A 24,272-nucleotide genomic window follows, 5' to 3' on the forward strand; every position below is an offset into this window, starting at 1 on the left:
GAGACCGCAGCCGCCTCCGCTACTTTCGCTTCTCAAGGGGAACGGCGGCGGCAAAGAAATCCGCCCATGGATCGCTGCGCAAGGCATCGAGACGTGCCGGAGCGTTGTCGACCGTGAAATAGGCCGGACCGATTTCATCGGTCAGTTCGTTCCACTCAAGCGGCATCGAAACAGCAGCGCCGGGCCGCGCACGCGTCGAATAGGCGGCGACGGCCGTGTTGCCGCGACCGTTGCGCAGATAATCGATGAAGATCTTGCCGTTCCGCTTCGCCTTCGTGGCGGTCGCGAGATACTTGTCGGGGCGATCCCTGGACATGCCGTCGGCCAGCGCCTTGGCGAAAGCCTTGACCGGCGCCCAGCCGGCCTTCGGTTTGAGCGGGCTTACGACGTGCAGGCCCTTGCCGCCGGAGGTTTTGACAAAGGCCGCCAGGCCCGCGGCTTCCAAATGCTCCTTCAATTCGTAGGCAGCGGCGATCACCTCGGCCCAGCTAACGTCTTCGGCCGGGTCAAGGTCCATCGTGATCATGTCCGGTCGCTCCCAACTCGCCGTCGTCGCCCCCCAGGGATGGATCTCCAGCACGGCCGATTGGACGAGCGCGACCATCCCGTCGAAGTCGGTGATGCGCAGCAACTTCTCGCCGCCCCTGTCCTTCGGATCGGTGATCTGCTCGATATTGGCGTTCATGCCTTTCCAGGCATGCTTCTGGAAAAACCGCTGATGGCCGGCAATGCCGTCGGGGCAACGCAATAATGCCAATGGCCGCTTGGTCACATAGGGCTCAATGAAGCGCCATACCCGTGCGTAATAGCTGACCAGTCCCTGTTTGGTGATCCCCTCCTCCGGCCAATAGATCCGATCGGGATGGGTGAGCGTGACGCTGGATTGAGGCAGTTCCTGCGCAGTCGTCGTTGTTGCTTCGGGCATAACTTCTTCTGGCGCCTTGTCTTCTCTCAACCCGCGAAAAGCGGCGTGCCGCAAATTGTTGTCCGCCGACCATGCCTGAAACTCAACCTCGGCAACAAGCTTCGGTTTCACATAGACCAGCCCGCGACGCTCCTCGGGGGTGAGCTCGTCGTCGAAAGAACTCTCCGTCTGCTCCATCGCCGACAGCGTGTCATAGAGTTCGTGCGCGACATTGACGCTGAAGCCCGTTCCGACCCGGCCAACATGCTCCAGCTTTCCCTTGCGGTAAACGCCCATTGCCAGCGAGCCAATCGCGTTGTTCATCGCACTCGAAGGCACATAGCCGCCGATCACCAGCTCCTGCCGTTGCAGGCATTTCGATTTGACCCAGTCGCTGGTACGTCCCGACACGTACTCGCTGTCAGCCAGTTTCGAGATAATGCCTTCGAGCCCGAGCTGGCGCGCGTGTTCCAGCACAACGGCACCCTTCTCGGTAAAATGCTCGCTATAGCGAAGTCGCGCGTCGACGTCGGCGAGCAGGTCCGCGAGCAAGGCCTTGCGATTGGTCAGTGACACTTGCTGCAGGTCGTATCCATCGAGGTAAAGCAGATCGAAGGCATAGAACACGAACCGATCGTGCCGGGCTTTGCTAAGGTCATTCTGCAAGGCCGAAAAGTCCGAGGCGCCGGTTTCACGCTCGACGACGATTTCACCGTCGAGGATCGCCGCCTTCGCCGGCAGTGCCGTGAAGGCCGCGACGATTTCCGGGCCAAATTTGTCGGTCCAGTCGAGCCCGCTGCGGGTCAGCAGAGTGGCTTTGCCCTTCTCAAGCCGAACCTGCAACCGGTACCCATCGAACTTGATCTCGTGAATCCACCCTTCTCCCGACGGAGGCTTGGCCTTGAGCTTGGCAAGTTCAGGCTCGATGAAGGCGGGCAACGCCGCCTTCTCGGCCCCCTTCGGCCACACCTGACGTTTCGGTCTTGCTTGATTCGCTGCGGGCTTTGAAGAGGCGGACTTTAACGCTCCCTTGGGATGGGAGTTCCAGGTGGCGTCAGGGTGCTTCGCCACCTCCTCGATCTTGCGGCCCGTTTTCACCGATTCAGGTCGCTGCTTGAGAATGTCGCCCTTGTGGCTGGCCTCGGCATCCTCAGCCTTGATCAGCAACCAGTTTTCCTGGCGTTCACCCGGCTTGCCATGCATGCGGACCAGATGCCAGCGGCCGCTCAGTTTCTCGCCGTCAAGGTCGAATTCGAGATGGCCCTTCTTATAGCCCCTGTGCGGATCGCCATTTGGCGTCCATGTGCCGCGATCCCAAACCAGCACCGTGCCGCCTCCGTACTGGCCTTTCGGGATGATGCCTTCGAAGTCGCTATAATCAAGCGGGTGGTCCTCGACATGGACGGCAAGGCGCTTTTCATCGGGGTTGAGGCTTGGACCGCGCGTAACGGCCCAGCTTTTCAGCACGCCGTCGAGCTCGAGCCGGAAGTCATAGTGGAGCCTCGACGCGTCGTGCTTCTGAATGACAAAACGGAGCGCAGCCTGCGCTGGAGGCTTGCCGACACGCCTGCTCCCGCGCGGCTCCGGTGTTACCTTGAAATTGCGTTTGGCTTGATAGGCCTGCAGAGCCATCGTCAGCTCGCCTTCGTCTGTCCGCTATCTGCCCGCGCTGCCTTTCCGGCTCGCGGCTTGGCGCTCAGCTTGGCGCTCTGGCGCAGAGCGTCCATGAGATCGATGACCTTGCCCTGCGGCTTCGGCTTGGCCTTCGGTAGCTCCCTGCCCTCGATCTTCGCCTTGACCAGCTCCGAGAGCGCCATCTCGTATCGATCCTCGTATTCCTGTGGAACGAAGGTGCCTTTCTTTGTGCCGATGATGTGCCCGGCCAGTTCGAGCATTTCCTTGTCGAATTTCATCTCCGGAATGTCCTTGAAGACCGTCTCCGGCTTGCGCACCTCGTAATCGAAGCTCAGCGTCGTTGCGATGATATAGTCGTCCTGCGGCCGGATCAGGACGGTACGGTTGCGGCGGAAGAGCACTGCTTCCGCGATCGCGGCGACCTTCTGATCGCGCATGGCGCGGGCGATCAGACCGAGCGCCTCCTCATCATCCTCGCTGACGGGCGCCAGGTAGTAGGGCTTGTCGAAATAGAGCTTGTTGATCTCGCTGTAGGGTACGAAATTCTGGACGTTGAGGACCTTGTCGCTTTCCGGCATGACGCCAGCCATCTCCTCGCCCTCGATGACGATGTATTCGCCATTGTCCAGCTGGTATCCCTTGACCTGGTCATCCCGCTCAACCGCCTTGCCCGTCTCGCTATCGACGAACTGCCGTTCCACCCGATGGCCGGTCTTCCGGTTGATGATATTGAACGAGATGCGGTCCGAGGTCGAAACCGCCGTATATAATCCTACGCTGCAGACAAGGTCTCCGACCTTGAGATGGCCTTTCCAGCTTGCCCGCGCTGCCATGACATTCCCCCTCAGTTGTCGTTTTGCAGTTTGCGTTTGCGTCGCTGGTCAATGGCTATGATCTTCTCGACGGAGGCGATGTCGTCGCTGGTGACGACTGGAACCGGATCGGACGCGATCGCCTCCAGGACTTCGTCCGAGAGTCCCCCATTCCGAATAACCCATTCCAGCGTCTCGCGAGTCTGACGCTCGGCCTTGAGCTGAGCATAAAGCGCGATGATCAGCCTATCCCGGGCATCCACCTGCTTGCTCTTGCGATCAATTTTCCGGATCTGAGGCACCTGATCACCCGCCTGCTTCGGCAACGAAGGGATTCAATGGATTGGAAGCGAAAAAGTTCCGGCGCACCGCCGCGAGCGCCAGATTTTTTCCTCGTTTGCAACCTGATCGGGCCAAAGCGGAACCGCCGACGCCCTTCAGGCGCTGTCCTCAGTGTTTTGCCGATCTGGTCGGAATGCTGGAACCAGTTGCCGAGACTGGGTCGCTGGCTGGAAATGTGCCTTCCAATCCCTCGTCCAGCTGTTCTTCCATTGCGGTCTGATCGCCGGCGGCACGAGCGCTCGGCCGTGCCTTCAATCGGCCGACGCTGGCCTCTTCCGTGTCGGCCGTAGCCATCTCCGCCATGACAGCCTGGGCTCGTTCAACCGCGTTCCTTGAGTTGAGGGTTTGCTTCTCGTCATTGCGCAATTGGACGGAAACGATCTCCCCTCCATCGCCCACGAATTCAATTGTGAAACCGAGTTTGCCACCCTTCTCGGGAATGACCTGCGTGCCGACGACCTGCATGACGCTCTCCTTCAACTCTTCTTCCGGAGGAAACGAGCGGCCGCAACCGAATGTTCCGAGGCACGTCGACGGCGCGATAGGCAAAAAAAAGCCACCGCTATTCACGGTGGCTGGGAGTTCGAAGGTCAAAACCTCCAGAGGGAACAGTTGCCCATCGACCGGGAGGATGGTCGACATGCGTGAGCAACTGCCGTCAATATGCGATTTTGGCGCCGTCCGCTCAATCAACTAGGCACCGAAATTCCGCTGAGGCGGAAATCATCTTTCCATCGTTTTGGAAAAACGCGCGATATTCTACCAGCAACCGTCCCGGGGGAAGCGGCATCCGTAGTTATGACGTCAGGACGTAGACTGCCTGGCCGGCCCCGTCGACTCGCGCAGGATCAGTTCGACGGGCCACAATTCGTGGATCTCCAGCGGAGACCGTCCTGACAGCAATTGCAGGACAAGATCGGCGCATCGCGTTCCTGCCGCGCGCATCGAAGACCGCGTTGCCGAAAGCGACGGCACCATGTTGTCCGCCGTCAGATACGGAAAGACGTCGTCGTGAGCGATGACCGAAACGTCCCGGCCGATCTGCAGCCCGAGCGAGCGGGCCGCCCGATAGACGCCGAGCGCCGTCATCATGGATCCGGCGACGAAGGCAGTTGGCGGGTTGGGTTGTTCGAGGAAAGATCGAGCGAAGCGGAAGCCAAGCTCGTCGGTGAAATTCCCGCTCGCCATCAGCTGCGGATCGGGCTCGATGCCATGGCTTTGAAGAGCCTTGCGGAAGCCGCTGTCCCGGTGAAGGGCATAGGTCGCGCCCGGCCGACCGTTTATCATCGCAATTCGCCGATGGCCGAGATCGATCAGGTGCGAGGTCGCGCGCATGATCGCAGCTTCGTTATCGATATCAAGCCAGGCGTGCGGCACGTCAATGGCCGACCGGCCATGCACGAGGAAGGGCATGCCGAGCTCGTGGAGCAGCGCGATGCGCTCGTCATTCGGTTTCGGCGAATGCACGATGATCGCGTCGACGCGCCGGCTCTCCACAAGTCGGCGGTAAAGCTGCATCTCGTCTTCCTGGTTCGGATCCGCCATCGGGATGACGAGAATGTCGGTTTCTTCCGCCACCAGCCGCTCCGCCATGCCGGCCATGAATTCGGCGAAGTGGAACTCGCCGGCACGCCCCATCACCACGCCGATCGCGCCCGCCCGACCCGTCTTCAGCCGCACCGCGTTGACGTTCGGGCTGTAGCCCAGTCTGACGGCGGCTTCCGCAACGCGTGCACGCGTGGTCTCGCTCACCTCAGGATAACCACTCAGCGCACGACTGACTGTCGTTGGAGACAATCCGACCTGTTTCGCGAACTCTTTAAGCTTCATTCAACATTGCGTCTTTCGTGCTGGTCCATCTGGCTGATCGCCGCCAAGTGCTGGTCTTGCTTATGGACTAAGCATAGCAGCTTACAAGCAACCAAACCGTTTTCAATTTTGGATATTCCCCGAAGAGGTATTTCGACCTTTACCCACAACCAAATTGAGCAGCATCTCTATGATTTTGCTTTGTTATCAATATGTGATCGCGGTTGTGCGACTTTGGCACGAGTGCCCGCTTGACTCAATATCGACCTTCTGACAACTTTTTCCAGCCAAACCGTTTTCAATTTTTCCAATGTTTGGTTCTTTTGGGAGGAAGATATGAAGTTTCGTTTCACAGCGGTCGCCGTCGCGGCCGCGTTGATTGGCGTCGCACAACCGTCCTTCGCCGCAAATATCAGCATTTCCGCCAGCTCCACAGGCAAGAACCTGGAGCTCCTCCGCAAGCAGCTCGACGCCTTCGAGAAGGAGACCGGCAACAAGGTCAGCATCGTGACCATGCCGTCCTCCTCGACCGAGCAGTTCTCGCAGTACCGCCTGTGGCTCGCCGCCGGCAACAAGGACGTCGACATCTATCAGACCGACGTCATCTGGGCGCCGCAGCTGGCGGATCAGTTCGTCGACCTGAAGGATGCCGCCAAGGATGTCGTCGGCGACTTCTTCCCGTCAATCATCGCTTCGCAGACCGTGAACGGTCGCCTCGTGGCGCTACCGCTCTACACCGACGCGCCGGCGCTCTACTACCGCAAGGACCTGCTCGACAAGTACGGCAAGCAGCCGCCGAAGACCTGGGACGAAATGGCGGCAACCGCCAAGGAAATCCAGGAAAAGGAACGCGCCGCCGGCCAGAAAGACCTCTGGGGTTATGTTTTCCAGGGCAATGCCTACGAAGGCCTGACCTGCAACGCGCTCGAATGGGTGAAGTCGTCGGGCGGTGGCCAGATCATCGAACCGGACGGCACGATCTCCATTAACAACGAGAATGCCGCGGCAGCGCTTGACCGCGCCAAGGGATGGATCGGGACGATCTCGCCCGGCGGCGTCCTCGCCTATCAGGAAGAAGAGTCCCGCGGCGTCTGGCAGACCGGCAATGCCGTCTTCATGCGCAACTGGCCATATGCCTATTCCCTCGGCAATGGCGCAGACAGTGCCGTCAAGGGCAAGTTCGATGTAACGACGCTTCCGGTTGCCAAGCAAGGCGACTCGCCGTCATCGACGCTCGGCGGCTGGAATCTCGCAGTCTCCAAATACTCTGAGAACCAGGACGCCGCGATCGCGCTCGCCAAGTTCCTGACCTCCAAGGAGAGCCAGAAACAGCGGGCGATCGAGCTCTCCAACCTGCCGACGCTGTCGGCGCTCTATGACGACAAGGACATCGCCACGGCACAGCCGTTCATGCCGAACTGGAAACCAATCTTCCAGAACGCCGTTCCGCGTCCGTCGGCATCCGCCAAGGTCAAGTACAACGAAGTCTCCTCGAAGTTCTGGACCGCCGTTCACAACTCGCTTTCGGGCAACGGCACGTCCGCAGAAAACCTCGAGCTTCTCGAGGCCGACCTGACATCGCTGAAGGGCGAGAACTGGTAATCGAAGGCATCGGCAGCGGCGGACGTCCCGCCGCTGCCCTTCCCTGAGACGCCACCGTCAATCGCCTCAAGAAGCGGGTACCACATGACTGAAGCCGCAGTTTCCCAAAGCGTCGGATCGCGAGCGCGCGCCGTCAATACCTCGTCGGACTTGCGCGCCGAGCGCATCCGTTCCGCCTGGATATTCCTGGCCCCCACCCTGTTCATTCTTGCCGTCGTCGCCGGATGGCCCCTTTTCAGGACGATCTATTTCAGCTTCACGAACGCATCGCTCACCAACCTCAGCGGCGCCGAGTTCGTCGGCTTCAAGAACTACCTCTCCTGGATCACGCTGAAGAGCGGGCGCACGGTCTATAGCGGCCTGCTCGCCGACCCGAATTGGTGGAAGGCGGTCTGGAACACGATGAAATTCGCGTTCCTGTCGGTGACCATCGAAACCATCCTCGGCCTCATCGTCGCCCTGGTACTGAACGCGAATTTCCCTGGCCGTGGCATCGTCCGGGCCGCCATCCTCATTCCCTGGGCAATCCCGACAATCGTTTCCGCCAAGATGTGGGCCTGGATGCTCAACGACCAGTTCGGCATCCTCAACGACATCCTGCTCGGCATGGGCCTGATCAGCCAGAAGATCGCCTGGACCGCCAATCCCGAGACGGCAATGATCGCGGTGCTGATCGTCGACATCTGGAAGACGACGCCTTTCATGGCGCTTCTCATCCTCGCCGGTCTGCAGATGGTACCTGCCGATATTTACGAGGCGGCAAAGATCGACGGCATCAATCCGATCAAGGTATTCTGGCGCCTGACCCTGCCGCTGGTCCGCCCGGCCATCATGGTCGCCGTGATCTTTCGCATGCTCGACGCTCTGCGCATCTTCGACCTGATCTATGTGCTGACGCCGAACAATGCTCAGACCAAGACCATGTCCGTCATGGCGCGCGAAAACCTCTTCGACTTCGACAAGTTCGCCTATGGGGCGACGGCGTCGACCGTGCTCTTCCTTATCATCGCGACGATCACCGTGCTCTACATGTGGCTCGGTCGCGTCAAACTCGGTGGGAGCGACCGCTGATGCTGCTGACCCTGACCAAGAACACGCTCTTCTATCTGCTCGTCACCGTCATCGTCATAATCGCGGTTTTCCCGTTCTACTATGCGATCCTGACGAGCTTCAAAGCCGGCACTGCCCTTTTCGAGGTCAACTACTGGCCGACCTCGATCTCGCTCACCAACTACACGTCGGTGCTGACCACCGGCAGCTTCATCCGCAGCCTCGGAAACTCGCTGCTCGTCGCCATCCTCGTTGTCGCAGCCTCGCTGCTGCTGGCCGTCACAGCATCCTATGCGCTTGCCCGCGTCAATTTCCGCGGCCGCGCGTTGCTGATGCTGACGATCCTGTCGGTCTCGATGTTCCCGCAGATCGCCGTGCTCGCTGGCCTGTTCGAGCTGATCCGTTGGATCGGCATCTTCAACACGCCCTTCGCGCTGATCTTCTCCTATATGATCTTCACCCTGCCCTTCACGGTCTGGGTTCTGACCACCTTCATGCGCGATCTGCCGATCGAAATCGAGGAAGCGGCGATCGTCGACGGCGCCTCACCGTGGGTCATCATCACCCAGGTTTTCATGCCGCTGATGTGGCCGGCTCTAGTCACGACCGGTCTGCTTGCCTTCATTACAGCCTGGAACGAATTCCTCTTCGCCCTAACATTCACCTCATCGGACGCTCAACGAACGGTGCCGGTCGCCATTGCCCTGCTTTCGGGCGGCAGCCAGTTCGAAATCCCGTGGGGCAACATCATGGCAGCATCCGTCATTGTTACGGTCCCTGTCGTTGTCCTAGTCCTGATATTCCAGCGGCGCATCATTTCCGGCCTGACCGCCGGCGGCGTCAAAGGTTGAAGAAAGCACGATATGGCACAGATTCGACTCGACAATATCCGCAAGAGCTTCGGTGCGCTTGAAGTCATCAGGGGCGTCTCGCTCGACATCCGCAAGGGCGAGTTCATGGTCTTCGTCGGCCCGTCCGGCTGCGGTAAGTCCACACTGCTGCGGTTGATCTCCGGGCTGGAGGACATCACCTCGGGCACGCTTTCCTTCGATGGCGAGGCGGTCAACCGCTACGCGCCGTCGAAGCGCGGCATCGCCATGGTCTTCCAATCCTATGCGCTCTATCCGCACATGACCGTGTTCGAAAACATGGCCTTCGGAATGAAGCTCTCGGGACGCACGAAGGAAGAGTGCAAGGCTCGTGTCGAACAAGCAGCCGGCATGCTGCAGCTGTCGCCCTACCTGGAGCGTCTGCCACGCCAACTGTCGGGCGGCCAGCGACAGCGTGTCGCGATCGGTCGCGCCATCGTCCGCGATCCCAAGGTGTTCCTGTTCGACGAGCCGCTGTCGAACCTCGACGCAGCCCTCCGCGTCGCGACGCGTTTGGAGATCGCCAAGCTTCACCGCAGCATGCACGGCACGACGATGATCTACGTCACCCACGACCAGGTCGAGGCGATGACGCTCGCCGACCGCATCTGCGTTCTGCGGGACGGCGTCGTCGAACAAGTCGGCACGCCACTCGAACTCTACGAAACGCCGAATTCTGTTTTCGTCGCCGGCTTCATCGGTTCGCCGAAGATGAACTTCCTGACCGGTGAGTTCTCGGCACCCTACAATGCCCACACCATCGGCGTTCGCGCCGAGCATATGGAGATCGTTCAGCAGGACGCCGCCTGGCGCGGCACCGTCATTCATTCCGAAATTCTCGGCTCCGACAGCTTCGTTTATCTCGACATCAGCACATCAGAGCCGCTTGTCGTGAGGGAAACGGGTGTCTCCGGCCACCAGCCCGGCCAGAAACTCGGGGTTTCCCCGATGGCTGACCGTGTTCATCGCTTCGACCAATCCGGACGCGCGCTCGAGAGGGTGTTCCTTAAAGGCGCGGCCTGACATCTACCCAAAACCACAGGATCCGCCTCGCCTCCCATCGAGGTCGATCCACCATCTGCATGAAGGAGCAAGACCTTGCCTATTCGCACCATTGTCTGGGGTGAAAACATCCACGAGACCACCAATGCCATCGTTCGGGGCATCTATCCCGAAGGCATGCACACCACCATCGCCAACGCGCTGAATACCGATCCGGCGATCCAGGCGACGACGGCCACGCTGCAGGAGCCCGAGCACGGCCTGACGGAAGCCCGCCTTGCCGAAACCGATGTCCTCACCTGGTGGGGCCACAAGGATCACGGCGCGGTCTCCGACGTTGTCGTCGAGCGCGTCGCCAAGCGCGTCTGGGAAGGCATGGGCCTTCTCGTCCTGCACTCCGGCCACTTCTCGAAGATCTTCAAGCGTCTGATGGGCACCCCCTGCGCGCTGAAGTGGCGCGAAGCCGGCGAGCGCGAGCGTCTGTGGACGATCAACCCGCGCCACCCGATCGCAGCCGGCATCGACGAAAACTTCGTTCTCGAGAACGAGGAAATGTACGGCGAGCAGTTCTCCGTGCCGGAGCCGCTGGAAACCGTCTTCATCTCCTGGTTCCAGGGCGGCGAAGTCTTCCGTTCAGGACTTACCTGGCGTCGTGGCGCCGGTAACATTTTCTACTTCCGCCCTGGCCACGAAACCTATCCGACCTATCATGATGCCAACGTTCAGAAGGTACTCATCAACGGCGTGAAATGGGCTTATAACCCACAGGGCGATCTGAAGAGCATCACCGATGCCCCGAATGTTCCGGTCGAAAAGGCTCTCGAGCCGATCGTCGAACGCGGCCCGCGACTGCATCAGGCCGGCGAAGCCGGTTACCGCTGAGGAGCACACATATGCGACTACTCGTTCTTGGCACCGGCTCGATGGCCAGAAACCAGGTTGCCAACTTCCTCGCCATCGACGGCGTGGAAGTTGTCGGCGCCGTCGATACCGACCCGGCGCGCCTCACCGAATTTGCCGATCACTTCCACATCGAGAAGCGCTTCCAGACGCTCGAGGAAGCGATCGCATGGGGTGAATTCGACGCGGCCACCAACGTCACGCCTGATCGCATCCACCACGCGACGAGCCTGGCGCTGATATCAGCCGGCAAGCACGTCTTCTGCGAAAAGCCGCTGGCCGAGCATTACGACCACGCCTTGGAGATGACGGAAGCGGCAGAGGCTGCCGGCGTCATCAACATGGTCAACCTCACCTATCGCAACGTCGCTCCGCTGCAGCGGGCCCGCGAAATGGTATTGGCGGGAGAACTCGGCACCATCAGGCACGTCGAGGCCTCCTACCTGCAAAGCTGGCTGGTCTCGCGCGCCTGGGGCGACTGGCGCACGGAATCGCGCTGGCTGTGGCGCCTGTCGACCGGTCACGGCTCGAACGGCGTGCTCGGCGACGTCGGCATCCACATCCTCGACTTCGCCGCCTATGGCGCGGCGACCGATATCGACCACGTCTTTGCCCGCCTTAAGACCTTTAACAAGGCACCGGGCGGCCAGATCGGCGAGTACCTGCTGGATGCCAACGACAGCTTCACCATGTCGGTCGATTTCACCAATGGTGCACTCGGCGTCATCCATGCGACCCGCTGGGCAACCGGCCATCTCAATGAGCTGAAACTTCGCGTCTATGGCGAAAAGGGCAGCCTTGAGGTCATCCATCGCCCTGACGGTTCCGAACTGCGCGGCTGCTTCGGCGAGGATATCGAGACCGCCACCTGGCGCGACATCGAGGTCCCGGCTGTTCTGACCAACTATCAGCGCTTTGCGGAAGCCGTCAGAACCGGAAAGCAGGACGACCCGACCTTCCGCCACGCCGCCAATCTGCAGAAGGTCCTCGACCTTGCGATCGTGTCGGAGAAGGAGCGGCGGGAGCTCAATCTGCTGGAGGCCTCCGAGCAGGATAGCCCGGCAGACAAGCGGATACCGCCGCTGACCGTCGTGGTCTGACAAAGGCACCTGCGAAAAAGCCAGGCACCTTGATGCGGACATTCATACGACTGTCTCCGTCATGCCGGCCTTGAGCCGGCATCCAGCCGCACGGCGTCCGCGGTGCGAAAAGATCTTTCGCGCGCAAGGACTTGCGCGCGCTGGACCCTGGCTCATGGGCCGGGGTGACGACGGATGGGACATCCGCTTCGATACGCTACAGGAGTTGAACAATGCAGGCCCGCTAGCGCGGGCCTTCATCATTTCAAAACTACCGAAGACGATCCGCGAGCAAACCGATCGAAGCCGCATCGGCATTGGCGAAAGCCAGGCGGAGATAGTGCTCCTGCCCCTCCCCGAAATAGCTCCCAGGTAGGCAAACAACACCGGCCTCCTTCGCCAGACGCTCTGCGACAGCGGCTGAGCTGAGCTCCGCGAACGGGTGGCGGATGAACGCGAAATAGGCGCCAAGCGCACCGATCTCCCAGCCAGGCAATCCGGACATGACGGCCCGCAACGCATCCGCGCGGCGCGCAATCTCCAGGCGATTTCCCGCCCGCCAGTCCGCAAGGATCGGCATTGCCTCGGCAACGGCAACCTGCGCAGCGCGCGGCGCGCAGATCTGCATGTTGTCCATGACCTTGGTAATCTCGGCAACGACGTTAACGCCGGCGGTGATCGCTCCGAGACGATGGCCGGGAATGCAGAAGGACTTCGAGAAGCTGTAGAGCAGGATCAGCGTGTCTTCCCAGCCGGGGATGCCAAGCAACGGATGCGGGGCGCCATAGCCTTCAGGAAGGAAGTCGCGATAGGTTTCGTCGACGATCAGCCACGCCCCATGCTTGCGGCAGAGGTTAAACAGTTCCAGCAGCAATTCAGGCGGATAGACAGCGCCCGTCGGATTGTTCGGCGTGACCACCGCCAAGACCTTGGCGCCGGCCGCGAGCGCCTTTTCGGCCGACTGCACCTCAGGCAGGAAGCCATTTTCCGTATTGCAGTCGACGAGAACGCGCTTGATGCCGAGCATCGACAGCGTCGTCTCCTGATTGAAATAGAACGGGTTGGTCAGCGCCACGGTATCGCCGGAACCGGCGAGCGCGATGGCCACCGACATGAAGGCCTGGTTGCAGCCCGCAGTGATATGGATATTGGCGGCAGCAACGGACGCCCCATAGACGTCAGACATATGCCGGGCATAGGCGTCTCTCAGCACGCCCTCGCCCTCGATCGGCCCATAGCCCGTCGTCTTCGTCGAAGATGCCGCTTCGCCGAGCAGCCGCAACATTTCGGGATGGGCTGGATAGCCGGGCACCGCCTGCGAGAGATCGACCAGTGGACCTTTGCCGCCCTTGTATTCGCGAGCCCAGGCGAGAACCGAGGGAATGGGTGGCGGAGACAGGCGGGAAACAAGCGGATTGGCCAAGGCAGACATGCAGATCTCTTCTCGAACGAGGTGAACCATCACTCCTGCACGGAATGGGCTTGCTCGGCAACCTGCATTCAAGAATGCCGCACAGGGATCGTCAGGAGCCGCAACAGGCCTTGAGCTTTGACAGCTTCGGCACCTCGATATGCCTGTTGGCGACGATCGAGATCACGCCGTCGGTTCTCAGCTTCGACAGCTGGCGGGAAACCGTTTCGACGGTCAGCCCCAGGAAGTCGGCAATGTCGGCCCGCGACAAAGGCAGCTCGAACCGGCGCTTTTCGCCGACAGTTTCGGGATCGAGATGGGTGGCGATCAGCAACAGGAAACTAGCAACCTTCTCGGCGGCCGTCTTGCGTCCGAGCGTTACCATCCAGTCCCGCGCTTCGTCCAGCTCACGCAGCGCCTGCGCCATCAGCCGCTCGGCCAGTGCGGGATTACTCTTGACCATGCGCTCCAGCGCGGCCTTCGGAATGCGACAGAGGTTGACGTCGGAGGCAGCCTCCACCGACACGGCATTCTCATTCGCATTGAGCCTGCCGAGAAGGTCAGGAGCGAACTGCAGGCCGACGATCTGCTGTCGTCCGTCTTCCAGCCTCTTAGTAAGCTTCACGACGCCGCGGATCACGGTGGCATAGGATTCGGCCGGCATCTTCTCGCCAGCGAGCTCGTCGCCGGATTGATAATTGACCAGGCGTGTATGCGCGGAAAGCATCAGCAGCTCCTCAGCGCTGAGCGCACCGCACACGCCCTTGTGGCGGATCTCACAGCTCATGCAACGCACTGGGATGTTTGAATTATGTATGTCTTTGCGCATCAAAATCAGCTCCGCGCAAAAGCATAGACCACGGCCATGGCGAGAGAACAGCAATTTCTTGATCGTGGTCAAAGTGTCACGATGCAGCGGCGCGCTACGCCGTTCCCCAGCGATCGGCCGGCTTCTGCTTCCTGACCCCTATCGAGGCACCAAATTGCCGCAGGCCTCACTTGCCGATTGCCCAGACAGCCGACCGGATTATAGTGATTTCAGAAATTTCTGAAATTACAGACATTACGGAGACCGATATGAATCTCCCACCACTGGTTCAATCCTTTGTTCTGCATTTCGGTGAAATGGGCTCCCGGTGGGGCATCAACCGCACGGTCGGCCAGATCTACGCCCTGCTCTACGTGTCGCCTTCACCGCTCTGTGCCGAGGAAATTGCCGATGCCCTCAGCATTTCGCGCTCGAACGTCTCGATGAGCCTGCGCGAACTGCAGACTTGGAACCTCGTCCTGCTGAAACACAAGCCGGATGACCGGCGCGACTTCTTCACCACCCCGGACGACGTTTGGCAGATCCTGCGAACGCTGGCGGAAGAGCGCAAGAAACGCGAGGTCGATCCGACGCTCTCGGTGCTGCGGGAAATCCTGATGCAGCGCCCGGCAAGCGATGCCGAGCGCCATGCCCAAGAGCGCATGAGCGAGATGCACGCCCTGATCGAGCAGCTAACGCATTGGTACGAAGACGTAAAACAACTTGAAACAGAGCGGCTTGCAACGTTACTCTCCTTAGGTGCGAAAGTGACGAAGCTGCTAGAGGCCAAGGACCGAGTCGTTTCGCTCGGCCGCGGCCGCCGGCCCAATCCTGCGAACAAGAGTTAGCGCTATGGCAAGTGCTTGCTTAGACGCAAACGGAAAGCAGGCTTTCGGCAAGCCGTCGAAACCTGTGCCCAGACATGGTGGGCTACGCAAGGCAGCGGCTGTCCAGACCCTGGCATCGCTCATCTGGATCCCGCAGGCAGCGCTTCTCGCAACGGCAGTCGGCCGCATCGCGAACGGTGGCGGCTTCAACGACGTCTTGTGGCTCGCCATCTATATTGCACTGCTCGGGATAGTAAAAAGCTGCCTCGAGGCCACCGGTGGCCGTATGGCATTTCGCGCAGCGCGCGCCGAATTGTCGATGCGGCGTGAACTGGCCGTCGCAGCCCTCGCCCGACGCTCGCCGATCGACAGCAAAAGACCTAGCTCCGGCGAAGCCGCAAGCATCATCGGCGAGCAAGCCGATATGATCGTTCCCTATCTCTCGCGCTTCCAACCCGCCCGCTTCAAGGCGAGTGCAGTGCCGCTTGTCATCCTTGCCTGCGTGTTCCCCATTTCCTGGATTGCAGCTCTCATTCTCCTTTTTGCCATGCCGCTGATCCCGATCTTCATGGCATTGATCGGCTGGCGTGCGCAGGCGGCGAGTGAGAAGCAGTTGGCGGCGACTGGCGGCCTTAACGGTTTCCTCCTCGATCGCCTGCGTGGCATGGCCACGATCCGTTCGCTTCGTGCCGTCGATGCCACCGCGACGAGGCTCAGAGCCGATGCAGACTCGCTGAAGGCCCGCACCATGGCCGTTCTGAAAATCGCCTTCCTGTCGTCGGCGGTTCTCGAGCTTTTCGCTGCGCTGGGCGTCGCGCTGGTCGCCGTCTATGTCGGCTTCTCCCTGCTCGGCGAGATCCGTTTCGGTGCCTGGGCCAGTGGTTTCGACCTGACGAGCGGTCTCTTCGTGTTGCTGCTTGCACCCGCCTTCTTCGAGCCGCTGCGCGAGCTCTCGGCTGTCTGGCATGACCGTGCCGCCGGCGAAGCGGCGACCAAGGCGATCGAAGCGCTGAGTGCGGATGGACTCCAACTGCCCATCGTAAGCGATAAATCCGCACCCCAAACTGCAGCTGGTGCCATCCGCCTGGAGAATATCGGCTTCCGCTACAGCGAGGGCAGCAACGCCGCCATCGATACCTTCAATTTGAGCATTCGCCCCGGCGAGCATGTTGCTTTGCTCGGCGCCAGCGGCTCCGGCAAATCGACCCTGCTCGCACTGATCGCCGGCCACGCCGCCTGTGAGACCGGCGGCGTCACCCTCGACGGACAACCAGCCAGCCCCGCCCTTCAGGCCAAGATCTCCTGGGTCGGCCAGAAGCCGCATATTTTTGCCGGCACGGTCGCCGGTAACATTTCGCTCGGCCGGCCCGGCGTCTCCATGCAGGCCGTGGCAAGAGCCCTTGATCTCGCAAAGCTCGGCCGCTTCGCCCGCAGCCACGCTCGCGGTCCGCTTGGCGATGGAGGCACGGGAGTGTCCGGCGGCGAAGCCCTGCGCATCGCCATCGCCCGCGCCGCCTGTAATGCGGAGGGCTGCATCGTACTTGCGGACGAGCCGACCGCCCATCTCGACGCCGAAACCGCACGCGACATCACCGAGAGCCTGCTCGCTCTGGCCAAGGGCCGCACCCTTGTCGTCGCAACCCATGACCCACAGCTTGCCGCACGCATGGGCCGGACGGTCGTCCTTGATCGCGAAATTGCACGGGAGGCCGCCGAGTGAGCACATCGCTTTCCAGCCTCAAGCCGATCGTTAGGCTTTTCCTGACCGCACGCCGCCGCGGTCTGCTTCTTGGGGCCGCACTTTCCGCGACCACCGTTTCCGCGGGGATTGCCCTGCTCGGCCTCTCCGGCTGGTTCATCACCGCAACCGGCATCGCCGGACTTTCGGCCGCAACGATTGCCGCCTTCGACATCTTCATGCCATCGGCCGGCATTCGCCTGCTTGCACTCGGCCGAACCGCCTCACGCTACGGCGAACGGCTGGCCACTCATGACGCAACGCTGAGCGTCCTCGCAGCTCTGCGCGAACGGCTGTTCCGTGGATGGGCCGCGCCCGGTGCCGCACGCGAGCTCGCACGCCGACCGGCCCGCCTGCTCTTCCGCCTGACGGGCGACATTGATGCACTCGATTCCCTTTACCTACGCGTGCTGGTACCCGCGGGCGTCGCTATTGTCGCAGCGTTTGCAACAAGCGTCGCGCTTGGTCTCATGGATCGGCTTTTTGGACTGGCTGCCGGCAGTGTCTTGCTCGTCGCAGGTCTCGGCATTCCGCTGTTTGCTGGACGCCGGGCAACGAAGCACGTCCGTCGACGCACCCACGGCATCGAAGCCATTCGCGCCCGCACCATCGATCTCGTTGCCGGGCAGACCGACTTGCTGATGGCCGGACGCCTCGACGCGCAGCGTACGGCGATTGCCGATGCCGACCACTACGCCGCGGCCGCCGACGACCGCCTAAACCGCATCGAAGCCGGCATCACAATCGGCCTCGGTTTCACCGCCACTGCGTTGCTGACCGGTGCGCTGCTGGCAGTCGCGGCATTGGCCCATGGGGGCGCAGTCAGCCCACCAGTCGCCGTGCTTGGAATCCTGATCGCCTTCGCCGCTGTCGAGCCCTTTGGTGCCTTGCGCCGTGGGGCGATGGAACTTGGCCGTACGCTTATGGCTGCCCGCCGCATCGCGCCCCGCCTGTCGGCAGATGATGAAGAACTACACCACAGCGCCGCGCCACTTCCCGGCTTTGCGCTTCGCCTGAGCCGCGTCAGCGCGGGACACGACACGGAAACACCCGTGCTTCACAATATCGATCTCGATCTGCAATTGGGGGAGAAGCTCGCCCTAGTTGGCACCAGCGGCGCCGGAAAATCAACACTTCTTTCCCTCCTCGCAGCCGAAATGCGCGCCAGCCAAGGAAGCGTCGAGTGCCTCGACGCCACCCTGCTGACGCAGCGAACGGAGCTTTTCCAAGATAGCCTTCGCGGCAATCTCCTGCTTGCAAGCCCCGATGCACCAGACACCGCCCTGCGCGAGGCGCTCGCCGCGGCGGGCCTCTTGCAGGATGTCGCAGCTTTGCCGCGCGGCCTCGACACGCCGCTTGGCGAAGGCGGCATGGGGCTCTCGGGTGGTCAGTCGCGCCGCCTTGCCCTCGCCCGCCTCTTCCTGCGCGACACGCCGCTCTGGCTGCTGGATGAGCCGACGGAAGGTCTCGATGGCGCCACCGCGCGCGACGTCATCCGCCGTCTGGTGGAGAAGGCGAACGGACGCTCGCTCGTCATCGCCACACATATCCGTCGCGAAGCCGCGATAGCCGATGCCATCGCGGTCATGGAGGATGGTCGCATCACAGAAGTTTCACGCCGTGGAGAGACGGCGTTCGAAAAGGCTTTGAACCGGCTGAGACCGGACTGAGTCACACGACATGGCCGCCAGGCAATCCGGTTTGGCGGAAACTCTTCATACCCCATGGGGCCGTGGGAGAAAAACAATGGAACTAGACATCGTCGCGCTATCGCGCTTCCAATTCGCGCTGACCGCGCTTTACCACTTTTTATTCGTACCCTTGACGCTCGGACTCTCCGTGCTGCTCGCCATCATGGAGACCGTCTACGTCATGACGGGCCGCCACATCTGGCGACAGATGACGAAGTTCTGGGGCATACTCTTCGGCATCAACTTCGCGATCGGTGTCGCCACCGGCATCGTCATGGAATTCCAGTTTGGCATGAACTGGAGCTATTACAGCTACTATGTCGGCGATATCTTTGGTGCCCCGCTCGCAATCGAGGGGCTGATGGCCTTCTTCCTTGAGGCAACCTTCGTTGGCCTGTTTTTCTTCGGATGGGACAAGCTGTCGAGGGTCGGTCACCTAATGGCGACATGGTGTGTGGCACTCGGTTCCAATTTCTCGGCGCTATGGATTCTCGTCGCCAACGGCTGGATGCAGAACCCGGTCGGCTCGGCGCTCAATCCGCAGACAATGCGCATGGAAATCACCAGCTTCTTCGACGTGGTCTTCAACCCCGTCGCCCAGGCGAAGTTTGTCCATACCGTCTCGGCCGGCTATGTCTGCGCGTCGATCTTCGTTCTCGGTGTTTCGGCCTGGTACCTCCTCAAGGGCCGCCACCTCGAAATGGCGAAGCGCTCTATGACGGTTGCCGCCTCCTTCGGCCTTGCCTCGGCACTGTCGGTCGTCGTCCTCGGCGATGAAAGCGGTTACCTCGCAACCGAAAACCAGAAGATGAAGCTCGCCGCCATCGAGGCAATGTGGAAGACGGAACCGGCGCCTGCCGCCTTCACCGCCTTCGGCTTCCCCGATCAGGACGCGCGCGAGACACATTTCGCCGTTCACATTCCCTGGGTCATGGGTCTGATCGGCACACGCTCGCTGACGACGGAAATACCCGGTATCGACCAGCTGGAACGGGAGGCTGAAGGGCGTATCCGCGACGGCATCAAGGCTTACGACGCGCTGATGCAGATCCGTGCCGCCGCAACGCCGGACGCGGTTGCACCTCAACTCCGCACCTCCTTCGAGGAACTGGGGCATGAGCTTGGCTATGCCCTTCTTCTGAAGCGCTATGTCGACGATCCGCGCCAGGCGACTGACGCGCAGATCACCCAGGCCGCGCGCGACACCGTTCCGCATGTGCCGACGCTCTTCTGGTCGTTCCGCGTCATGGTCGGGCTCGGCATGTTCTTCATCGTCCTGACGGCGACCTTCTTCTGGCTGTCGGCACGGCGCCACCTGGATAAGTATCCACTGCTGCTGATGATCGCTGTCTTCGCCATCCCGCTTCCCTGGCTTGCCATTGAAGCAGGCTGGGTCGTCGCCGAGATCGGCCGCCAGCCATGGGTCATTGAAGGTGTGCTGCCGACCGCAATGGCCGTGTCGAGCCTAGGCGCAAGAACGGTTCTGCTGACGATCTGCGGCTTTGCCGCGCTCTATACAGTGCTGATCGTCGTCGAGATGACGCTGATGATCAGAGCCATCCAAAAGGGACCTGAGCCGGACAATGAGCCGGAAGCCGAGCTGATCTCCGAAACCCTCGTTCCAGCCGCGGAATAACGATCATGATCCTGCACGAACTCATAGACTACGAAGTCCTCCGCTTGATCTGGTGGCTGCTTCTCGGCGTGATCCTGATCGGCTTTGCCGCCACGGATGGCTTCGACCTTGGCGTCGGCACGTTGTTGCCCTTCGTCGCAAAGACGGATACGGAGCGCCGTATTGCCATCAACACGATCGGCCCTGTCTGGGAAGGAAACCAGGTCTGGCTGATCCTCGGCGGCGGCGCGATCTTCGCTGCCTGGCCGCCGCTTTACGCGGTCTCGTTCTCCGGCTTTTACCTCGCGATGTTCGCGATCCTCCTCGCGCTCATCCTGAGGCCGGTCGGCTTCAAATATCGCTCGAAGCGCGAGAGCGCCCGCTGGCGCAACAACTGGGACTGGGCGCTGTTCATCGGCGGTTTCGTTCCGTCGCTGATCTTCGGCGTAGCCGTCGGCAACGTGCTGCAGGGCGTACCCTTCCGCTTCGATCCGGCTGACATGCGCATCTTCTACGAGGGGTCGTTCTTCGGGTTGCTGAACCCATACGCGCTGCTTTGCGGCCTGCTTTCGGTCGCAATGCTCGTCATGCACGGTGCAGCCTGGCTGGTCCTGAAAGCCAGCGGTCCGGTCGCGGAGCGTGCAAGAAGCTACGGCAGCCTGGCCGCGCTTGGCGTGATCGCCCTCTTCGCGCTCGGCGGAGTTTTTTTGGCGCTTGGTGTAAACGGCTACAGTATCACCAGCGAGATCGATCCGGCCGGTCCGTCGAATCCGCTCCTCAAGACGGCAGCGCATGACGGCTCGTGGCTGGCCAACTACGGCACCTATCCGTGGATGATGATTGCGCCGGTCCTGGGCTTCCTTGGAGCCGCGGCAGCCTTTGTCGCCATGCGGGCGAAGTGGGAAGTCGCAACGCTGCTTTTCAGCAAGCTCTCGATCTTCGGAATCATCTCGACCGTCGGTCTCTCGATGTTCCCGTTCATCCTGCCCTCCTCGCTCGAGCCAAACTCGAGCCTGACGGTGTGGGATGCCTCGTCGAGCCACACGACGCTATTCGTCATGCTTGTCGTGTCGCTGATTTTTCTACCGATAATCATCGCCTACACTTCCTGGGTCTACAAAGTTCTCTGGGGCAAGGTCGATGAAGGGACGGTCAACGACAAGAGCGGCCACGCTTATTAAAGGAGAAAGACGATGTGGTACTTCGCATGGATCCTCGGCTTGCCTCTGGCCGCCGCCTTCGCCGTCCTCAACGCCATGTGGTATGAACTGATGGACGACGAGGCAAAAAAGAAGAAGCAATAGCGACTTTTTTTGTCTGCCTGGCAATAGAACAGACGGGGACGCGCTCGACCGGTGCTTCCCCTTTGCTTTTTGCGTGCGCGGCCTCATCGGAATCTCGGCTGTAGTATTCCCTTAGTACCCGTTCGCTCGCCTGCCTTGCTAAGCTCCTCCCGTTGGTTTTGGGAGGAAACAGATGCCAGCTTCGAAGATTCTGATGATTACCGGCGACTTCACCGAGGACTATGAAACGATGGTCCCATTCCAGACGCTGCTCGCCTGCGGCTATACGGTTCACGCTACGTGCCCCGGCAAGAATGCCGGCGAGACAGTCGCGACCGCTATCCATGATTTCGAAGGCGATCAGACCTATTCCGAGAAGCGCGGTCACAACTTCGCGCTCAACGCAACCTTCTCCAGTATTCGCGCTGAAGATTACGACGCGCTCGTGATCCCTGGCGGTCGCGCGCCCGAGTATCTGCGCCTCAACCCTGATGTCATCAAAGCCGTCCGGCACTTCTTCGAGGCCGGCAAGCCTGTAGCGGCGATCTGCCACGGCGCTCAGCTCCTTGCCGCAGCCGGTGTCCTCAAGGGCCGCACCTGCTCGGCCTATCCCGCTTGCCGCCCGGAAGTCGAACTCGCCGGCGGCATTTACGCGGATATCGCCATCAGCGACGCGGTCTCGGACAGCAACCTCGTCACCGCACCGGCATGGCCGGCACATCCCTCCTGGTTACGGCAATTCATGGCTGTGCTGGACGCATCGGCGCTGCTACAAACGGACGCCGCCTGAGGAGACGGAGGGAGAGACGAGATGTGCGAGCTGTTCATCAAGGCGGACGCGAAGCTCTGGGAGAGCACGACTCGATCGTTGCGGATTGATGGCATGGTGACAAGCGTTCGACTGGAAAACTTCTTCTGGTCGAAACTGGAAGAGATCGCCAGGCGAGACCGCATGAACGTTACGCAGCTGATTGCCAGGTTGCATCACGAATCCATCGATGCCGGCCACGATCTCGGGAACTTCACGTCTTTCCTGAGGGTGTGCTGCGCGCGTTACCTCGATCTCCAGCTGACAGGAGATATCCCGGCGGATGTCAACCAATCGATTGCCGGGCTGAATGCTCCGGCAATCCTCGTTCGCGAGCGGGAGAAATATCACTGAGCCCGAAAGGGTTCAGTAGCTCGCCTCGACGAAAATCCGCGCTATAGCCTCGACACCGGCCTGATCTTCAGCGTCGAAGCGGGACGCAGTCGGGCTGTCGAGGTCGATGACACCGAGGATCTTGCCGTTGTGATGGAGCGGCACGACGAGTTCCGAACGGGACGCAGCATCGCAGGCGATATGCCCGGGAAATGCATGCACGTCCTCCACGAGGATCGAAGTCCCCTTCTCCACAGCCGACCCGCAAACTCCCCGGCCAACGGCAATGCGGACACATGCCGCCTTACCCTGGAACGGCCCGAGGACCAGCTCGCTGTCCGACTTCAGGAAGTAAAAGCCAGCCCAATTCAGATCCGGCATCATTTCGAACATGAGAGCCGAGGTGTTCGCGGCGTTGGCGATCGTATCGCTTTCACCGTGCAGCAAGCCCTTCAGTTGCTGGCTGAGCTCCCCGTAAAAATCGGCCTTGTTGGCGGAATTAATGGTCGCAGCTTGAAACATGTCCGTGTCGCTTCTGTTTTTGTGGTGAGCGTCGATATAGTGACACGCATGCCGATTGCCAAACGCAATCGTGATGGCCGGGACGGAGCACTGTGTCACTAGATGGTGATAGTTATCGCCAGCCACCTTGTCGGTCGATGATCCGACTCTATCTAGTTCCCTATCACGACCTATTGCGGTCGTGACCCAAGTCGGCCGGCAGCTGCGGTTTGCGCACACGGCGATATCGGGCGATGGTCAGGTAACGCGCCTGCCGCCCCTCATTGTTAGGGCATTCCGACGAGCGGAGCAGCTATGTCGACCAGAGCTGCGCACGAAGTCATGAAACCGCTTCGGCTGGGCAGATAGATCCATTGATTTCAAGCAGAGGTAAGAACGATGACACCGGAAGACAGACGGGCGGTCTTTAGCCACCGCCAGATAGCGGCAATCATTGAAGGTATCATGCAGGAAGATGGCACCGAACTCCCGATCACGGGAAAATCACTTGGCGAGGCGATCCTTTTCGTATCGGAGGAAGCGGCAACCAGCGCGTCCAGCGCCCATGTCATTTACGGCGAGAACGGCTCGCTTAGCTATACCGATTGCCTGAGCGTTTACCGCGACTATGGCGTGGCCCTTCGCCAGACCCCAAATTAAAAGCAGGACGCTGGGCCTTCACGCCCAGCGTTCCTCCCAGAGCAAAAGGATGCAGTCGAGATGGCCAAGCGGAGTGCAGGCCTGCTGATCTACCGCCTCCGCGATGGTAGCTACGAGGTCCTCCTGGTTCATCCCGGAGGCCCCTACTGGGCTAAGAAGGACATCGGCGCGTGGTCGATCCCCAAGGGCCTCGTGGAAGAGGACGAAGATGAGCTTGATGCCGCAAGACGTGAAACCCGCGAGGAGTTGGGCGTAGACGTCGAAGGCAGTTTTCACCATCTCGGGGAATACAAACAACCCGGTGGCAAGATTGTCGTTGCCTGGGCCATCGAGGCCGACACCGATCTCAAAGCCATTGCCAGCAATCACTTTCAGATGGAGTGGCCGCCGCGCTCCGGCGTGATGGCGGAATTTCCCGAAGTCGACCGAGCCGAATGGTTCACACTACCGGATGCGGAGCAAAAGATCCTGAAAGGGCAGCAACCGCTGCTCGCGGATTTCCTTCGACGGCGGTTGCAGAGCCCGCTGGAGGTATATGCGACCTGAAAGCCGGTGAGAGCCTGGGCTTGCGATTGCGCATGGCAGCTATTCGC

General features: G+C 60.9%; 25 protein-coding genes. 16 read left to right on the forward strand and 9 right to left on the reverse strand.

Annotation, left to right across the window (positions count from 1 at the left end; genetic code table 11):
* Positions 1-19: 19 nt before the first annotated feature.
* The 6 genes from ligD to C934_RS36445 all read right to left on the reverse strand — a co-directional run bounded on the left by ligD (position 20) and on the right by C934_RS36445 (position 5,921).
* Complete coding sequence (gene ligD / locus C934_RS0113100) at positions 20-2,536, reverse strand: DNA ligase D (protein ID WP_018857142.1); 2,517 nt, start codon at positions 2,534-2,536, stop codon at positions 20-22.
* Between the two features lie 2 nt (positions 2,537-2,538).
* Entirely contained in the window at positions 2,539-3,372 is an 834-nt protein-coding gene (gene ku / locus C934_RS0113105; RefSeq protein WP_018857143.1) for a non-homologous end joining protein Ku, read from the reverse strand.
* 11 nt (positions 3,373-3,383) lie between these two features.
* Entirely contained in the window at positions 3,384-3,653 is a 270-nt protein-coding gene (locus C934_RS0113110) for a hypothetical protein (RefSeq protein WP_026371785.1), read from the reverse strand.
* A 148-nt stretch (positions 3,654-3,801) separates the two neighbouring features.
* Positions 3,802-4,158 carry a hypothetical protein gene (locus tag C934_RS31935; RefSeq protein ID WP_026371786.1) on the reverse strand — a complete coding sequence of 119 codons (357 nt, stop codon included), beginning with the start codon at positions 4,156-4,158 and terminating at the stop codon, positions 3,802-3,804.
* A 339-nt stretch (positions 4,159-4,497) separates the two neighbouring features.
* Positions 4,498-5,523 carry a substrate-binding domain-containing protein gene (locus C934_RS0113120; RefSeq protein ID WP_018857145.1) on the reverse strand — a complete coding sequence of 342 codons (1,026 nt, stop codon included), beginning with the start codon at positions 5,521-5,523 and terminating at the stop codon, positions 4,498-4,500.
* A gap of 167 nt (positions 5,524-5,690) precedes the next feature.
* Positions 5,691-5,921: a hypothetical protein gene (locus C934_RS36445; protein ID WP_409564067.1), complete on the reverse strand. Its 231-nt coding sequence runs from the start codon at positions 5,919-5,921 to the stop codon at positions 5,691-5,693.
* Between C934_RS36445 and C934_RS0113125 the strand changes: the two genes are divergently transcribed.
* From C934_RS0113125 to C934_RS0113150, 6 genes are all read left to right on the forward strand, one after another.
* Positions 5,839-7,104, forward strand: a complete 1,266-nt coding sequence (locus C934_RS0113125; protein ID WP_018857146.1) for an ABC transporter substrate-binding protein — start codon at positions 5,839-5,841, stop codon at positions 7,102-7,104. The two genes, C934_RS36445 and C934_RS0113125, sit on opposite strands and share 83 nt — an antisense overlap.
* An 84-nt stretch (positions 7,105-7,188) precedes the next feature.
* A complete protein-coding gene (locus tag C934_RS0113130) occupies positions 7,189-8,175 on the forward strand; it encodes a carbohydrate ABC transporter permease (protein ID WP_018857147.1) in 987 nt (328 codons plus the stop codon).
* Positions 8,175-9,005 carry a carbohydrate ABC transporter permease gene (locus C934_RS0113135; protein ID WP_018116605.1) on the forward strand — a complete coding sequence of 277 codons (831 nt, stop codon included), beginning with the start codon at positions 8,175-8,177 and terminating at the stop codon, positions 9,003-9,005. Before C934_RS0113130 ends, C934_RS0113135 begins: the two co-directional genes overlap by 1 nt.
* Positions 9,006-9,017: 12 nt before the next feature.
* Positions 9,018-10,046: an ABC transporter ATP-binding protein gene (locus C934_RS0113140; protein ID WP_018857148.1), complete on the forward strand. Its 1,029-nt coding sequence runs from the start codon at positions 9,018-9,020 to the stop codon at positions 10,044-10,046.
* A gap of 75 nt (positions 10,047-10,121) precedes the next feature.
* Positions 10,122-10,907, forward strand: a complete 786-nt coding sequence (locus tag C934_RS0113145; RefSeq protein ID WP_018857149.1) for a ThuA domain-containing protein — start codon at positions 10,122-10,124, stop codon at positions 10,905-10,907.
* A gap of 11 nt (positions 10,908-10,918) precedes the next feature.
* Positions 10,919-12,025 (forward strand): Gfo/Idh/MocA family protein, encoded by a 1,107-nt coding sequence (locus C934_RS0113150; protein WP_018857150.1) that lies wholly within the window; start codon positions 10,919-10,921, stop codon positions 12,023-12,025.
* 250 nt (positions 12,026-12,275) lie between these two features.
* Here C934_RS0113150 and C934_RS0113155 read toward each other — a convergent pair whose 3' ends face one another.
* A complete protein-coding gene (locus C934_RS0113155; RefSeq protein WP_026371787.1) occupies positions 12,276-13,436 on the reverse strand; it encodes an aminotransferase in 1,161 nt (386 codons plus the stop codon).
* Positions 13,437-13,527: 91 nt separating this feature from the next.
* A complete protein-coding gene (locus tag C934_RS0113160; RefSeq protein ID WP_051085590.1) occupies positions 13,528-14,202 on the reverse strand; it encodes a Crp/Fnr family transcriptional regulator in 675 nt (224 codons plus the stop codon).
* Positions 14,203-14,492: 290 nt separating this feature from the next.
* Here C934_RS0113160 and C934_RS0113165 point away from each other — a divergent pair, with 290 nt between their 5' ends.
* The 8 genes from C934_RS0113165 (at position 14,493) to C934_RS0113200 (ending at position 22,539) form a co-directional block, all read left to right on the forward strand.
* On the forward strand, positions 14,493-15,071 hold the full coding sequence (locus tag C934_RS0113165; RefSeq protein ID WP_018857153.1) for a GbsR/MarR family transcriptional regulator: 579 nt from the start codon (positions 14,493-14,495) through the stop codon (positions 15,069-15,071).
* Between the two features lie 4 nt (positions 15,072-15,075).
* Complete coding sequence (gene cydD / locus C934_RS0113170) at positions 15,076-16,770, forward strand: thiol reductant ABC exporter subunit CydD (RefSeq protein WP_018857154.1); 1,695 nt, start codon at positions 15,076-15,078, stop codon at positions 16,768-16,770.
* A complete protein-coding gene (gene cydC / locus C934_RS0113175) occupies positions 16,767-18,458 on the forward strand; it encodes a thiol reductant ABC exporter subunit CydC (RefSeq protein ID WP_018857155.1) in 1,692 nt (563 codons plus the stop codon). Before cydD ends, cydC begins: the two co-directional genes overlap by 4 nt.
* A gap of 76 nt (positions 18,459-18,534) precedes the next feature.
* A complete protein-coding gene (locus tag C934_RS0113180; protein ID WP_018857156.1) occupies positions 18,535-20,115 on the forward strand; it encodes a cytochrome ubiquinol oxidase subunit I in 1,581 nt (526 codons plus the stop codon).
* A gap of 5 nt (positions 20,116-20,120) precedes the next feature.
* A complete protein-coding gene (gene cydB / locus C934_RS0113185) occupies positions 20,121-21,275 on the forward strand; it encodes a cytochrome d ubiquinol oxidase subunit II (protein WP_018857157.1) in 1,155 nt (384 codons plus the stop codon).
* 12 nt (positions 21,276-21,287) lie between these two features.
* Positions 21,288-21,398, forward strand: a complete 111-nt coding sequence (cydX, locus tag C934_RS33645) for a cytochrome bd-I oxidase subunit CydX (RefSeq protein WP_018857158.1) — start codon at positions 21,288-21,290, stop codon at positions 21,396-21,398.
* Positions 21,399-21,570: 172 nt separating this feature from the next.
* The gene (locus C934_RS0113195; RefSeq protein ID WP_018857159.1) at positions 21,571-22,167 is read left to right on the forward strand and encodes a DJ-1/PfpI family protein; all 597 of its coding nucleotides are present in this window, start codon (positions 21,571-21,573) and stop codon (positions 22,165-22,167) included.
* A 21-nt stretch (positions 22,168-22,188) separates the two neighbouring features.
* Positions 22,189-22,539 (forward strand): ribbon-helix-helix domain-containing protein, encoded by a 351-nt coding sequence (locus tag C934_RS0113200; RefSeq protein ID WP_018857160.1) that lies wholly within the window; start codon positions 22,189-22,191, stop codon positions 22,537-22,539.
* Between the two features lie 12 nt (positions 22,540-22,551).
* Here the strand turns inward: C934_RS0113200 and C934_RS0113205 are convergent, their stop codons facing one another.
* Positions 22,552-23,040 (reverse strand): GAF domain-containing protein, encoded by a 489-nt coding sequence (locus C934_RS0113205; protein ID WP_018857161.1) that lies wholly within the window; start codon positions 23,038-23,040, stop codon positions 22,552-22,554.
* A 378-nt stretch (positions 23,041-23,418) separates the two neighbouring features.
* On the opposite strand from C934_RS0113205, the gene C934_RS0113210 reads away from it, so the two are divergent.
* Both C934_RS0113210 and C934_RS0113215 read left to right on the forward strand, forming a co-directional pair.
* Positions 23,419-23,679, forward strand: coding sequence for a hypothetical protein (locus tag C934_RS0113210; protein ID WP_018116204.1), 261 nt, complete (start codon positions 23,419-23,421; stop codon positions 23,677-23,679).
* A 60-nt stretch (positions 23,680-23,739) separates the two neighbouring features.
* Positions 23,740-24,225 carry an NUDIX domain-containing protein gene (locus tag C934_RS0113215; RefSeq protein ID WP_018857163.1) on the forward strand — a complete coding sequence of 162 codons (486 nt, stop codon included), beginning with the start codon at positions 23,740-23,742 and terminating at the stop codon, positions 24,223-24,225.
* Positions 24,226-24,272: the final 47 nt, after the last annotated feature.

Source organism: Rhizobium sp. 42MFCr.1, from assembly GCF_000377185.1.
Classification (GTDB): domain Bacteria; phylum Pseudomonadota; class Alphaproteobacteria; order Rhizobiales; family Rhizobiaceae; genus Rhizobium; species Rhizobium altiplani.